The following is a 13,429-nucleotide window of genomic DNA, read 5'->3' on the forward strand; positions in this document are numbered from 1 at the left end:
AGTTGTAACGGTCACGCCTCGCGTGGCCCGACCTGTAGCCAATACTGCGTATGGCGCGTCACGACGATGGGCAACGCTGGCTCCAACGCCTTTAGCGCGCGCTCGGCGTCGTCCAGAGGAAAGACGCCCGACAATCGCAGCTCGGCCACGTTCGGATCAACGCGAATCACACCGACTCGCTGGCGGGCCAGATACTCGGCGAAATAATCCAGGCGCCAATCCTTCGCCACGACCATGCCATCCACCCAGGCCAGGCGGTCCGGATCGGAGGCATTGCGGCGGACGGCGCCCTGGTCTGCAAATGCCACGCGCTCGCCGGCGGCAGCATGTGTCAACTCGCCGTTGCGCAGCAGGGCCACACTGCCTTCATAGACGCCCACACGCGAACCCGTGTCTGTGCGCCGCAAGTCGAATCGCGCGCGTTCGGCGCGTAATTCTCCATAGCCGGTATCGACACGCAACGCCGCAATGTCGGGGCGCGGCTCGGTCTGCACCAGCATTTCACCGCGAAGCAAATCGATGCCGCGTGTGTTGCCGTCCAGATGCAAACGCACCGCGCTGTCGCTGTTCAAAGTGATATTCAGGCCATCGGCCAACGTCACCGTGCGCCGCTCGCCCACGCCAGTGCTCAGATCCGCGACGAGTCGCTGCCATGGGGTATGCCGGTAACCCGCCCATCCGCTCAGGCCAGCGCCTGTCACCGCCAACAGGCCAAGCAGCGCGCTACGGCGGCTGCGAGACGCGGGCGCGTTCAGCGCTGCATGCGCAAGCGCCGCAGGCACCCTGCGGGCGTCGCGGCCGATCGTATGCAGACGCTCCCAGGCCTGCCGGTGCGCGGCGTCTTGCGCAAGCCAGGCATTACAGGATTCCCGGTCGTGCGCGTCCGCCAAGCCGGATTGCAGCTTGGCCCACCAGGCGATTGCCTGACGCACAACCGGGTCCGGCGGCATGCCTTTCGCGGCGTTATTCATAGAACGCCGCATAGCACGCAGACATCGCGCGCACCATGTACTGTTGAACGGAACTTAAAGAGACGCCAAGACGTTCGGCAATTTCGGGATAGGTCAGACCATCCAGCTGCGACAGCAGGAAGGCCGAACGCGCCTTGGGCGGCAGGCCATCCAGCAAACGATCCAGCTGCATCAGCGCCTGCAGTTGCTCGGCTTGCGTCTCCGGTGAAGGCGCGTACGTTTCCGGCATGGCGGCCAAATAGGCCAGATAGGCGTATTCCAGCGCCGCATGACGCTGATGGTCCACGACCAGACCTTTGGCGATCGTGGTCAGCAGCGCCCGGGCCTCATTCACACGCACGGACTTGCGGCCCTGAATCACACGCACGAAGACGTCTTGCGCCAGGTCTTCCGCACGATGTTCGCAACCGAGTTTGCGTCGCAGCCACCCAAACAACCAGGGACGATGATCGCGATACAAACCATCCACCGGCGCAAGCGAGGCGTCAGTGCAGGGTGCGGCGGCGGAGAGCAAGGGGGAGGACACGATTGAGACTGCGGTGCTTGACCTGAAGTCTCAAAAGGTTAATTGATAATGACTTGCATTACCAATCTTATACGCACTGCCCCCGCATAAGGGGGGCAGTTGCGGCATTACTACAACGTTACGGTCAGCCGGCGTTCCGATTCCAGGTATTCACGTGACTGCATTTCAAGAATGCGCGACACCGTGCGGTGGAATTCGTTAGCCAACGCGCCTTCCGTGTAGATCTCTTCTGGCTCGCATTCGGCAGACATGATGAGCTTCACGCGGTGATCGTAGAACACGTCAATCAGCCAAGTGAAACGGCGGGCCTCGGACGCCTGGCGCGGGCCCATTTTCGGCACGCCGGAAAGAATCACGGCATGGAAGCGGCTGGCCAATTCCAGATAGTCATTCTGGGAACGCGGGCCGCCACAGAGTGTAGCGAAGTCAAACCACACCACTGATCCCGCCAGCGCGAGCGCACGGATTTCACGATGTTCGATATGCAGCAAGGGCTCTTGCGGCGGCGTATCGGCCAGGCTGTCGAAGGCCTTTTGCAGGGCCTGTTGCGCATGTTCGTCCAAGGGCGTGTGGAAGCACTGCACCTGCTCCAGCGAACGGCGGCGATAGTCCACGCCGGCATCTACGTTCATCACATCCATGCGCGCCTGGATCAGCGCGATGGCGGGCAGCACGCGGTCGCGGTGCAGACCGTCGGTGTACAGCGTGGAGGGCTCGTAGTTGGACGTCATTACGAACGATGTGCCATATTCAAACAGCTTCATCAGCAGCCGGTGCAGGATCATCGCGTCGGCCACATCAGACACGTGGAATTCATCGAAGCAGATCAGACGGTAGCGCTTGGCCACACGCTTGGCGACTTCGTCCAGCGGGTCCTGCATGCCCCTCACTTCTTCCAGCTCGCGATGCACGCCGCGCATGAATTCATGAAAGTGCAGACGCGTCTTGCGCACGACAGGCACGGTGGCATAGAAAGCATCCATCAGGAAGCTCTTGCCGCGGCCCACACCGCCCCACAAATACACGCCGCGCGGCACGTCGGGCCGGTTCAGCAATTTCTTCAGCGCGTTCGAGCGCATCGACTTGAACTTGACCCACTCGTCGTAATAGCGCTGCAAGCGGTCGATCGCCAATTTCTGGGCGGCATCAGGCGCATAGCCGCGCTCGGCCAGGGCATGTTCGTAGTATTCGCGGACGTTCATGTCAGGTGATCAACCAAAATGATAAGGGCGAGTTTTTACACCCGCCCCTGGTCAAGCTTCAGCGCAAGCGCGGCTTAGAAATTCAGCGCGCGCTTGTCCACGGCCAGAGCGGCTTCCTTCACGGCTTCCGACAGGGTCGGGTGAGCGTGGCAGATGCGTGCGATGTCTTCGGCTGCACCACGGAATTCCATGATGGTCACGGCTTCCGAGATCAGCTCCGAGGCCATCGGGCCCACAATGTGCACGCCCAGGACTTCGTCGGTCTTGGCATCGGCGATCACCTTGGCGAAACCAGTGGTGTCACCCAGAGCACGCGCGCGGCCATTGGCCAGGAACGGGAAGCTGCCAGCCTTGTACTCGCGGCCTTCGGCCTTGAGTTGCTGTTCGGTCTTGCCGACCCAAGCGATTTCCGGCGACGTGTAGATCACCCACGGCACGGTGTCAAAGTTGACGTGACCATGTTGGCCGGAGATGCGTTCGGCAACCGCCACGCCTTCTTCCTCGGCCTTGTGCGCCAGCATCGGACCACGCACCACATCGCCCACTGCCCAGACGTTCGGCAGGTTGGTCTTGCAGTCGCCGTCGACGGCCACAAAGCCGCGTTCGTCCAGCTTCAGGCCCACGGCGTCGGCGTTCAGGCCGCCGGTGTAGGGCACGCGGCCGATCGAGACGATCAGCTTGTCCACCACCAACTTCTGCTCGGCGCCCTTGGCGTCAACGTAAGGCACAGTCACCGACTTGGCGGTAGCCTTGATCTCGCCGATCTTCACACCCATCTGGATGTTCAGGCCTTGCTTGGTGAACGCCTTCAAGGCTTCCTTGGCCACTTGACCGTCAGCGGCGGCCAGGAATTCCGGCATCGCTTCCAGGATGGTGACTTCAGAACCCAGGCGGCGCCACACGCTGCCCATTTCCAGGCCGATCACGCCAGCGCCAATCACGCCCAGCGACTTCGGCACGGCGCCGATGTTCAGCGCGCCGTCGTTGGACAGCACAACCTTTTCGTCAAACGGCAGGCCGGGCAGTTCACGCGCCGACGAACCGGTTGCCACAACCACGTGCTTGGCGATCAGGTCTTCTTCGGCGGTGCCGGTGACCTTGATGGCCCAGCCGCCTTCCACTTGGCCGCTGAACGCGCCCTTGCCGTGGAAGAAGGTGACCTTGTTCTTCTTGAACAGGTACAGGATGCCGTCGTTGTTCTGCTTGACCACCGTGTTCTTGCGGCCGATCAGCGTGTCGAGCTTCAGGCTCACGCCCTTGACTTCGATGCCATGGTCGGCGAAGTGGTGGTTGACTTGTTCAAAGTGCTCGGACGATTGCAGCAGCGCCTTGGACGGGATGCAACCGACGTTGGTGCACGTGCCGCCGGGTGCCGGGCCGCCCTGGCCATTTTGCCAAGCGTCGATGCAAGCGACCGACATGCCGAGTTGCGCAGCGCGGATGGCAGCGATGTAGCCGCCAGGGCCGGCGCCGATCACGACGACGTCAAATTGTTTGGACATAGTGTTCTCGCGAATGAGGTATGAAGTGAAACACGCCCCGCCCGGCGCTGTGTGGCGAGGGGCCGGCTGCAAGCCGGCCGGGGCGCCGCAGACCCGGAGGTCCTGCGCGGCGCCGCGCTCGGGGCGTCGAGATTACAGGTCCAGCAACAGACGCTGCGGATCTTCCAGGGCATCCTTCATGGCGACCAGACCCAGCACGGCTTCGCGGCCGTCGATGATGCGGTGGTCGTAGGACAGAGCCAGGTAGTTCATCGGGCGAATCACGATCTGGCCGTTTTCGACAACAGCGCGATCCTTGGTGGCGTGCACGCCCAGGATGGCCGATTGCGGCGGGTTGATGATCGGGGTCGACAGCATCGAACCGAACACGCCACCGTTGGAGATCGAGAACGTGCCGCCGGTCATTTCTTCAATGCCCAGCTTGCCGTCAGCGGCGCGGCGGCCGAAGTCAGCAATGGTTTTTTCGATTTCAGCGATGGACAGCTGGTCGGCGTTGCGCAGGATCGGCACCACCAGGCCACGCGGGCTGCCGACAGCGATACCGATGTCGAAGTAGCCGTGATAGATGATGTCCTTGCCGTCGATCGACGCGTTGATCAGCGGGTACTTCTTCAGTGCGGCCACAGCGGCCTTGACGAAGAACGACATGAAACCCAGCTTGATGCCGTGTTCCTTTTCGAACTTGTCCTTGTACTTGCCGCGCAGTTCGATCACTGCTTGCATGTTCACTTCGTTGAACGTGGTCAGAATCGCGTTTTCTTGTTGCGATTGCAGCAGACGTTCGGCGATACGGGCACGCAGGCGGCTCATCGGCACGCGCTGTTCCGGACGGCCGTCCAGGGACAGCGTGGTCGGGGCCGGAGCAGCCGGGGCCTTGGCAGGAGCAGCCTTGGCAGCCGGGGCGCTGGCGGCCAGAGCGTCGCCCTTGGTCACGCGGCCATCACGGCCCGAACCGGCCACGGAAGCGGCTTCAACGCCCTTCTCGGCCAGGATCTTGGCGGCGGCGGGCGATGCCACGCCAGCAGCGGCGGACGAAGCCGGTGCAGCGGCAGCCGGAGCGGCGGCAGCTTGGGCAGCGGCCGGGGCGGCAGCGGCAGGCGCGGTGGCAGCAGCAGCGGCCTTGGCGGCGGTGTCGATACGGGCCAGCACTTCGCCGGAGGTCACGGTGCTGCCATCGCCCTTGACGATTTCAGCCAGCACGCCCGAGGCGGGAGCCGGCACTTCCAGCACGACCTTGTCGGTTTCGACTTCGATCAGGATTTCGTCCGCTTCAACGGCGGCGCCAGGCTGCTTTTTCCAGGTCAGCAGGGTCGCTTCGGAGACGGATTCGGATAGTTGGGGGACGACGACGTCGGTAATAGCCATTTTATTTATTCCGTAAGAGTGTGTTCTGGTCACGCGGCGCGGCAAGGTTCGAAACGGGGTTCCAAAACGCTTGCCGCGCGCGGCGCGTGCATCAAGTAAGGGTTACTTCGTCAACATGACCTTGAACTTGGGCGCGAAAGCCGCTTCGATCAGGGCCTTCTGCTGCTCCTGGTGCTTGGCCAGGTAGCCCACGGCCGGCGATGCCGACGCGGCGCGACCGGAGTAGCCCAGTTTCTGGCCTTCGACCATGTTCTCGTACACGTGATGCTGAACGTAGAACCAGGCGCCTTGGTTCTGCGGTTCGTCCTGAACCCAGATCACCTCGGTTGCCTTCGGGTACTTGCGCAGTTCCGTTTCGAACGACTTGTGCGCAAACGGGTACAGCTGCTCGACACGGACGATGGCGACGTTGTCGGCGCCACGCTCACGGCGGGCGTTGACCAGGTCGTAATACACCTTGCCCGAGCAAGCCAGCACGCGCTTGACCTTGCTGGCGTCGATGGCCTCGTCGACCTCGCCGATCACCGGGCGGAAGCTGCCGCCGGCCAGATCGGTCAGGGGCGAACCCGCGTCCTTGTTACGCAGCAGCGACTTCGGCGTGAACAGCACCAGCGGCTTGCGGAACGGGCGGATCATCTGGCGGCGCAGAACGTGGAAGATCTGCGAAGCCGAGGTCGGCTGAACCACTTGCATGTTGTTGTCGGCGCACAGTTGCAGGAAGCGCTCGATGCGGCCCGACGAGTGCTCGGGGCCTTGGCCTTCGTAGCCGTGCGGCAGCATCAGGGTCAGACCCGACTGGCGGCCCCACTTGGCTTCGCCGGAGCTGATGAACTGGTCGATCACGACCTGAGCACCGTTCACGAAGTCGCCGAACTGGCCTTCCCAGATGGTCAGCGTGTTGGGCTCGGCGCTGGAGTAACCGTATTCAAACGCCAGCACAGCCTCTTCGGACAGCACGGAGTCGATCACGGTGAAAGGCGCCTGGCCTTCCGACACGTTTTGCAGCGGGATGTAGGTGCCGTCGTTCCAGCGTTCGCGGTTCTGGTCGTGCAGCACGGCGTGGCGGTGCGTGAACGTGCCACGGCCCGAATCCTGACCGGTGATACGGATGGCATAGCCCGACGAAACCAGGGTTGCGAAGGCAAGGTGTTCGCCCATGCCCCAATCCAGGTTCAGGTCGCCCTTGGCCATCGTGCGGCGGTCATTCAGCAGCTTGGCAACCAGCGGGTGCACCGTGAAGCCTTCCGGAACCGTCGTGATGCGCTCACCAATGCGCTTCAGTTCGGCCAGCGGCACTGCGGTGTCAGCCTGGTCAGTCCACTTGGCGCCCAAGAACGCCGACCAGTCGATCGCGTACTTGCTCTTGTAGTCGGTCAGCACCGGTTCAATGGTGCGCTGGCCGTCTTCCATCAGTTGACGGTAGTCCTTGACCAGTTGATCGGCTTCGCCTTCGGCCAGCACGCCTTGCGTGGTCAGCTTGTCTGCGTACAGCTTGCGCGTGCCGGGGTGATGGCCAATGCGCTTGTACATCAGGGGCTGCGTCAGCGACGGGGTGTCTTGCTCGTTGTGGCCCAGCTTGCGGAAGCAAACGATGTCCACGACGATGTCATGACGGAATTGCAGACGGTAGTCCAGAGCCAGCTTGGTGACGAACACCACAGCTTCGGGATCATCGCCATTCACGTGGAACACCGGGGCTTCGATCATCTTGACCACGTCGGTGCAATACAGCGTCGAACGCGAGTCGCGCGGATCAGACGTGGTGAAACCGATTTGGTTGTTGATGACGATGTGCAGCGTGCCGCCCGTGCCGTAGCCGCGCGTTTGGGCCAGGTTCAGGGTTTCCATCACGACGCCTTGGCCGGCAAAGGCCGCGTCGCCGTGCACCAGCACCGGCAACACTTGCTTGCCTTCGGCATCGCCGCGGCGTTCTTGGCGAGCGCGCACGCTGCCTTCGACCACGGGGTTGACGATTTCCAGGTGGGACGGGTTGAACGCCAACGACAGGTGGACCGGACCGCCACGGGTGGCCAGGTCGCTGGAGAAGCCGTTGTGGTACTTCACGTCGCCGTCGGTCAGGCCTTCAGCGTGCTTGCCTTCGAACTCAGCGAACAGGTCGCCGGGCATCTTGCCCATGATGTTCACGAGCAGGTTCAGGCGGCCGCGGTGGGCCATGCCGACCACGATTTCCTGGACGCCGTTTTCACCGGCGTGGTTCACCACTTCGTCCATCGAGGCGATGAAGCTTTCGCCGCCTTCCAGCGAGAAGCGCTTCTGGCCGACGTACTTGGTGTGCAGGAAACGCTCGAGCCCTTCGGACTCGGTCAGCTGCTGCAGGATGTGGCGCTTTTCTTCGACCGAATAGGCGGGCGCGCCCAGGGTGGTTTCCAGACGTTCCTGGATCCAGCGCTTGGCGGCGGGGTCGGAGATGTGCGTGAATTCAGCACCGATGCTGCGGCAATACGTGTCGCGCAGCGCCTTCAGGATGTCGCGCAGCGTCATGGTGCTGGCGGTCGTGAAGTAGGTGTTGGTGGCCGAGTAGGTTTGATCCAGATCGGCTTCGCTCAGGCCATAGAAGGCCGGATCGAGTTCGGGAATCGGGGGACGTTCCTGGCGCTTGAGCGGGTCCAGATCAGCCCAGCGCGAACCCAGCGAACGGTAGGCGGCAATCAGCGATTGCACCGACACTTGCTTGCTGGCGACGCTCAGATCGGGTTCGGCCGAGCGTTGCACAAAGGCATTGGCCTTGGCGCGTTGCGCAAACGATTCAACGATGGGAGCGTGGGCCTGGTCGCGAGTGGATTCCTGGCCGTCGGTAGCGGGAGCGTGCTGCAACTGGTCGAAATATTCGCGCCAGTTATCAGGAACCGAACCGGGATTGTCGAGGTAGGCTTCGTAAAGCTCCTCAACATAAGGGGCGTTACCCCCAAAGAGATAAGACGTGGATAGAGATTCTATTTCCGAAGACATATCGCTTCACCTTTACGAGTGCTTCACTCGACACGATGCAGGAAAACCTTCCGCAGCACGGGCTTCCCGTTAAGCGGATAGCAGGGGCAGAAGGCGCGTACAAGCCTTAAAAGCCGTATGGGATAAGAGTATAACCCTTTGAGTTTAGGGCCGTCTTCTTGCGTTTCTGTGACGCAAAAGCCTAATCGGAATGCTGTCATGCAGCATTGGAATGTCCGGCCAACCACTGACATTTCGCCGTCTTCGCGCCATCAATTTCCGTCAATCGAAAATGCCGCAGTGCGGCAATTCTTGAAGCCTCAAATGCGAGTGTTGCGCGCACGCATCGTCATACGGGCAATGCGGTGGTCGAGAGGATCTCTTTCAGCACAAAAAAAGTACGAATCTGGCGTACGCCGGGCAGCTTGATGATCTCGCCCGCATGCAGCTTGTTGAACCGTTCCAGGTCGCGTATGCGCAACATCAAAAAGTAGTCGAATTCTCCTGCCACCAAGTGGCACTCCAGACAACCGCTGATGCCGCGCGCCGCCGCTTCAAAGTCCGTGAAGGAATCGGGCGTGGAGCGGTCCAGCACCACCCCCACAATGACGAGCGTGGCCATATCCACATCGGACGGTTCAAGCAGCGCGACGGTCTTCTTGATGATCCCTTCGCTTTTCAATTTCTCGACCCGGCGCAGGCAGGCCGCAGGACTCAGATGCACGCGAGCGCTCAGGTCCAGATTGGTGATCTGAGCGTCGTCTTGCAGGACACGCAGGATGTGGCGGTCGATGCGATCCAGGCTGAACGTGTCGGACATTCCATGCGTCCCTAAAAATTTAATTCGGTATTGGTTTTTATATTCGAATTAATAAATACAAGAAAGGCAGTTTTAGAACTTTTAAATCCCATTATTCAAAAAAATACGCAATTGACCTCGAATCGGTGCAATTCCTATGATTTTTCCATCCGCGCCGCTCTGGCCGGACCGGACTAAGCCCATCAGGAGCCCGCATGGATCTGCAACGATTTCCCCGACATCGCCTGACCTTCGGCGACACCCCTATCGAAAAGCTTGACCGCCTGTCCGCGCACTTGGGCGGCAAGGTCGAGATCTACGCCAAGCGTGAAGACTGCAACAGCGGCCTGGCGTTCGGCGGCAATAAGCTGCGCAAGCTGGAGTACCTCATTCCGCAGGCTTTGGAACAAGGCTGCGATACGCTGGTGACGATCGGCGGCATTCAGTCCAACCACACGCGCATGGTGGCGGCAGTGGCTGCAAAGCTGGGACTGGCTTGCGTGCTGGTGCAGGAAAACTGGGTGGACTATTCCGACGCCGTCTACGACCGCGTGGGCAACATCATGATGAGCCGGCTGATGGGCGCCGACGTGCGGCTGGTAGACCAGGGTTTCGATATTGGTTTCCGGCGCAGTTGGGAAGAGGCGCTTGAAGACGTGCGCAAACGCGGCGGCAAGCCCTACGCCATTCCTGCTGGCGCCTCCGACCATGAACTGGGCGGGCTGGGTTATGTCGGCTTTGCAGAAGAAGTGCGCAGGCAAGAAGCAGACCTGGGATTCAAATTCGACTACATCGTCGTGTGCGCCGTCACGGGCAGCACGCAGGCAGGCATGGTGGTGGGATTTGCGGACGATGGCCGGGCCGACCGCGTCATCGGCATCGATGCCTCTGCCACGCCAGACCAGACTCGCGCGCAGATCCTGCGCATTGCACGGCGCACCGCCGATATGGTGGGCCTGGAAAAAGGCATCAAGGACAGCGACGTCGTGCTGGACACGCGTTATGCCTACCCGGCTTACGGCCTGCCATCGGCCGAAACCAATGACGCCATCCGGACCTGCGCGCGGCTGGAAGGCATGATGACCGATCCGGTATACGAAGGAAAATCCATGCAGGGCATGATGGACATCGTCCGCCGCGGCGAAATCCCCGCAGGCTCACGGGTTCTGTATGCGCACCTGGGAGGGGTGCCGGCGATCAACGCCTATAGCTTTTTGTACCGCAACGGCTGACGCCGGCTTTGGGGCCATGGGCTGGCCCGCAGGCGACTTGCGCTAAGGAATGCCGGCGTCCGTGTTTGCGGGTGCCGGCATTATCGTTTTCCTCAGTTATGTACATAAATTGTATACAGGAACTTGCTTTACCGCTATGGTTTAGCCGAACATGACCCGTCCGCCATTTGGCGCCCGCTCGTCACATCCGGCCCCTGCCCGCCTTTTATGACCACCTACGATTCCACCCGTGCCTACCCCCGTGACCTGATCGGCTATGGCCGGAATCCTCCGCACGCGCAATGGCCGAACCGCGCCCGCATCGCCGTGCAGTTCGTCCTGAATTACGAAGAAGGCGGCGAGAACAGCGTGCTGCATGGCGACGCGGGGTCTGAGCAATTCCTGTCCGAAATGTTCAACCCCGCCAGCTACCCCGACCGCCATCTCAGCATGGAAGGCATTTATGAATACGGGTCGCGTGCAGGCGTCTGGCGCATTCTGCGTGAATTCGAAAAACGGCAACTGCCCTTGACGGTCTTTGGCGTAGGCATGGCCTTGCAACGCCATCCCGACCTGACCGCCGCATTTGTTGAGCTGGGCCACGAGATCGCGTGCCACGGTTGGCGCTGGATCCACTATCAGAACGTGGACGAAGCCACCGAACGCGAACACATGCGTCTGGGCATGGACGCCATCACGCAGTTGACGGGCACCCGCCCTCTGGGCTGGTACACCGGGCGCGACAGCCCGCGCACCCGCCGCCTGGTGGCCGATGACGGCGGCTTTGAGTACGACAGCGACTATTACGGCGACGACCTGCCGTTCTGGATGCAGGTGCAAAAGACCGATGGCAGCGTGGTGCCGCAACTGATCGTGCCATATACGCTGGACTGCAACGACATGCGCTTCGCGTTGCCCCAGGGCTATTCCCACGCCGATCCGTTCTTTCAATACCTGAAGGACAGTTTCGACGTGCTCTACGCTGAAGGTGACGAGTCGCCCAAGATGCTCAGTATCGGCATGCACTGCCGGCTGCTCGGGCGTCCAGGCCGCATTACCGCGCTGCAACGCTTTCTGGATCACATTGCCAGCCATGACCGCGTGTGGGTGTGCCGCCGTCTGGACATTGCCCGGCACTGGAAGGCCACGCATCCCTATCTTTCGAACTGCTAAGGGCGCCGACGATGGTCTCTACCCTGGAACAACTGAACGCCGCCACGCCCGACGACGCCGAGGCGATGCTGGACGGTCTGTACGCCCAGTCGCCGTGGATCGGCCGCAAGGCGCTGCGCGCCCGCCCCTTCCGGTCACTGGCGCAGTTGCAGCACCAACTGAGGCATGCCGTGGATGCTGCCGATACCGAAACCCGGCTGGCGCTGATTCGCGCCCAGCCAGAACTGGCTGACGTAACCGATTTCACGCCTGATGAGCTGGAACGCCTGCAACATCTGCGTGCAGATTACAGCGCGCAATTCGGTTTTCCGTTCGTCCTGGCCGGACGCGACCCGCGCGGCACGATCCTGACGCCCGCGCAAATCATCGATGAGTTGACGCGCCGTCTGGACAACCCGCCGGATGTCGAACACCAAGAGGCGCTGCGCAACATTCACCGAATGGCCGAACTGCGGCTGGGCGGCGATTTCGCGATTGACCTGACTACAGGCAACGATATCTGGGACTGGCAGGAAAAACTCAGTGCCCACAGCGACCCCGGCTACGCAGAAAAAGGCCAGCTTACCGTCACGTACCTGACCGACGCCCATCGTGCCTGCGCGCAACGCATCTCGCACTGGATGCGCGACTGCGGCTTTGACGAGGTCGAGATCGATGCGGTGGGCAACGTCGTCGGCCGCTATCACGCGGACCTCGCCGACGCCCCTACTCTGATGACGGGCAGCCATTACGACACGGTGCGCAATGGCGGCAAGTACGACGGCCGGCTGGGCATCTTCGTGCCCATGGCCTGCGTGCGCGAGCTGCACCGTCAGGGCCGCCGCCTGCCTTACCACCTGGAAGTGATCGGCTTTGCCGAAGAAGAAGGCCAGCGCTACCGCGCCACCTTCCTGGGTTCGGGCGCACTGATCGGCGATTTCAAACAGGAATGGCTGGACCAGAAAGACGCCCAGGGCATCACCATGCGCGACGCCATGCAGCATGCCGGCTTGTGCATCGACGACATCCCCAAGTTGCGCCGCGATGCCGCCCGCTATCTGGGATTTATCGAAGTGCATATTGAACAAGGCCCGGTCCTGTTCGAAATGGGTTTGCCGCTGGGCATCGTCACGTCCATCAACGGCAGCGTGCGCTACATGGCGCAGATTTTCGGCATGGCCTGCCATGCCGGCACCACGCCGATGAACCGGCGCCGCGACGCCGCCACCGCCACGGCTGAACTTGCCCTGTATGTTGAACAGCGCGCGGCCCAGGACGGCGACTCGGTCGGCACCATAGGCATGCTTGAAGTACCCAACGGTTCCATCAACGTCGTGCCCGGCGAATGCCGCTTCAGCCTTGACCTGCGCGCACCCAGCGACCCGCAGCGCGATGCGCTGGTCAACGATGTGCTGGCCGAGCTGGCCGCCATCTGCCAGCGCCGTGGTTTGCGCTACACGCTTGAAGAAACCATGCGCGCCGCCGCCGCGCCGAGCGATCCCGCATGGCAACTACGCTGGGAACGCGCCGTCGACGCGCTTGGAGTCCCCCTGTACCGCATGCCCAGCGGCGCAGGCCACGACGCCATGAAGCTGCACGAAGTCATGCCGCAAGCCATGCTTTTTGTGCGCGGCCAGAATTCCGGCATCAGCCACAACCCCCGTGAATCCACCACCAGCGACGATATCCAGCTTGCTGCGTTTGCCATGCAGCGCCTGCTGGACGATCTTGCCCACGACAGCACACACTGAA

At 61.8% G+C, this 13,429-nt stretch carries 10 protein-coding genes; 3 read left to right on the forward strand and 7 right to left on the reverse strand.

The window, feature by feature from the left end; genetic code table 11:
• Nucleotides 1–11: 11 nt before the first annotated feature.
• The 7 genes from RAS12_RS14855 to RAS12_RS14885 form a co-directional block, all read right to left on the reverse strand.
• On the reverse strand, nucleotides 12–971 hold the full coding sequence (locus tag RAS12_RS14855; protein WP_306951200.1) for a FecR domain-containing protein: 960 nt from the start codon (nucleotides 969–971) through the stop codon (nucleotides 12–14).
• Nucleotides 964–1,497, reverse strand: coding sequence for a sigma-70 family RNA polymerase sigma factor (locus RAS12_RS14860; protein ID WP_306951202.1), 534 nt, complete (start codon nucleotides 1,495–1,497; stop codon nucleotides 964–966). The genes RAS12_RS14855 and RAS12_RS14860 overlap by 8 nt, the downstream gene beginning before the upstream one ends.
• A 110-nt stretch (nucleotides 1,498–1,607) precedes the next feature.
• Entirely contained in the window at nucleotides 1,608–2,699 is a 1,092-nt protein-coding gene (zapE, locus tag RAS12_RS14865) for a cell division protein ZapE (RefSeq protein ID WP_306951204.1), read from the reverse strand.
• Between the two features lie 74 nt (nucleotides 2,700–2,773).
• Nucleotides 2,774–4,201 (reverse strand): dihydrolipoyl dehydrogenase, encoded by a 1,428-nt coding sequence (gene lpdA, locus RAS12_RS14870; protein WP_306951205.1) that lies wholly within the window; start codon nucleotides 4,199–4,201, stop codon nucleotides 2,774–2,776.
• Between the two features lie 132 nt (nucleotides 4,202–4,333).
• Nucleotides 4,334–5,566 carry a 2-oxoglutarate dehydrogenase complex dihydrolipoyllysine-residue succinyltransferase gene (gene odhB / locus RAS12_RS14875; protein WP_306951207.1) on the reverse strand — a complete coding sequence of 411 codons (1,233 nt, stop codon included), beginning with the start codon at nucleotides 5,564–5,566 and terminating at the stop codon, nucleotides 4,334–4,336.
• 102 nt (nucleotides 5,567–5,668) lie between these two features.
• Nucleotides 5,669–8,536, reverse strand: a complete 2,868-nt coding sequence (locus RAS12_RS14880) for a 2-oxoglutarate dehydrogenase E1 component (protein ID WP_306951209.1) — start codon at nucleotides 8,534–8,536, stop codon at nucleotides 5,669–5,671.
• 328 nt (nucleotides 8,537–8,864) lie between these two features.
• A complete protein-coding gene (locus RAS12_RS14885) occupies nucleotides 8,865–9,335 on the reverse strand; it encodes an Lrp/AsnC family transcriptional regulator (RefSeq protein ID WP_306951210.1) in 471 nt (156 codons plus the stop codon).
• A 194-nt stretch (nucleotides 9,336–9,529) separates the two neighbouring features.
• Between RAS12_RS14885 and RAS12_RS14890 the strand changes: the two genes are divergently transcribed.
• The 3 genes from RAS12_RS14890 to RAS12_RS14900 all read left to right on the forward strand — a co-directional run bounded on the left by RAS12_RS14890 (nucleotide 9,530) and on the right by RAS12_RS14900 (nucleotide 13,428).
• Nucleotides 9,530–10,546, forward strand: coding sequence for a 1-aminocyclopropane-1-carboxylate deaminase (locus RAS12_RS14890; RefSeq protein WP_306951212.1), 1,017 nt, complete (start codon nucleotides 9,530–9,532; stop codon nucleotides 10,544–10,546).
• Nucleotides 10,547–10,753: 207 nt separating this feature from the next.
• The gene (gene puuE / locus RAS12_RS14895; RefSeq protein ID WP_306951214.1) at nucleotides 10,754–11,698 is read left to right on the forward strand and encodes an allantoinase PuuE; all 945 of its coding nucleotides are present in this window, start codon (nucleotides 10,754–10,756) and stop codon (nucleotides 11,696–11,698) included.
• Between the two features lie 11 nt (nucleotides 11,699–11,709).
• Nucleotides 11,710–13,428 carry a hydantoinase/carbamoylase family amidase gene (locus tag RAS12_RS14900; protein ID WP_306951216.1) on the forward strand — a complete coding sequence of 573 codons (1,719 nt, stop codon included), beginning with the start codon at nucleotides 11,710–11,712 and terminating at the stop codon, nucleotides 13,426–13,428.
• The last annotated feature ends 1 nt before the right edge of the window (nucleotide 13,429 follow it).

The organism is Achromobacter seleniivolatilans (assembly GCF_030864005.1).
Taxonomy (GTDB): domain Bacteria; phylum Pseudomonadota; class Gammaproteobacteria; order Burkholderiales; family Burkholderiaceae_B; genus Achromobacter; species Achromobacter seleniivolatilans.

Bases quoted from the DNA above. Each gene is read 5' to 3' on its own strand.
- odhB (WP_306951207.1), bottom strand. From the start codon at position 5,566: ATGGCTATTACCGACGTCGTCGTCCCCCAACTATCCGAATCCGTCTCC.
- RAS12_RS14855 (WP_306951200.1), bottom strand. From the start codon at position 971: ATGAATAACGCCGCGAAAGGCATGCCGCCGGACCCGGTTGTGCGTCAG.
- zapE (WP_306951204.1), bottom strand. From the start codon at position 2,699: ATGAACGTCCGCGAATACTACGAACATGCCCTGGCCGAGCGCGGCTAT.
- RAS12_RS14900 (WP_306951216.1), top strand. From the start codon at position 11,710: ATGGTCTCTACCCTGGAACAACTGAACGCCGCCACGCCCGACGACGCC.
- RAS12_RS14880 (WP_306951209.1), bottom strand. From the start codon at position 8,536: ATGTCTTCGGAAATAGAATCTCTATCCACGTCTTATCTCTTTGGGGGT.
- lpdA (WP_306951205.1), bottom strand. From the start codon at position 4,201: ATGTCCAAACAATTTGACGTCGTCGTGATCGGCGCCGGCCCTGGCGGC.
- RAS12_RS14885 (WP_306951210.1), bottom strand. From the start codon at position 9,335: ATGTCCGACACGTTCAGCCTGGATCGCATCGACCGCCACATCCTGCGT.
- RAS12_RS14890 (WP_306951212.1), top strand. From the start codon at position 9,530: ATGGATCTGCAACGATTTCCCCGACATCGCCTGACCTTCGGCGACACC.
- puuE (WP_306951214.1), top strand. From the start codon at position 10,754: ATGACCACCTACGATTCCACCCGTGCCTACCCCCGTGACCTGATCGGC.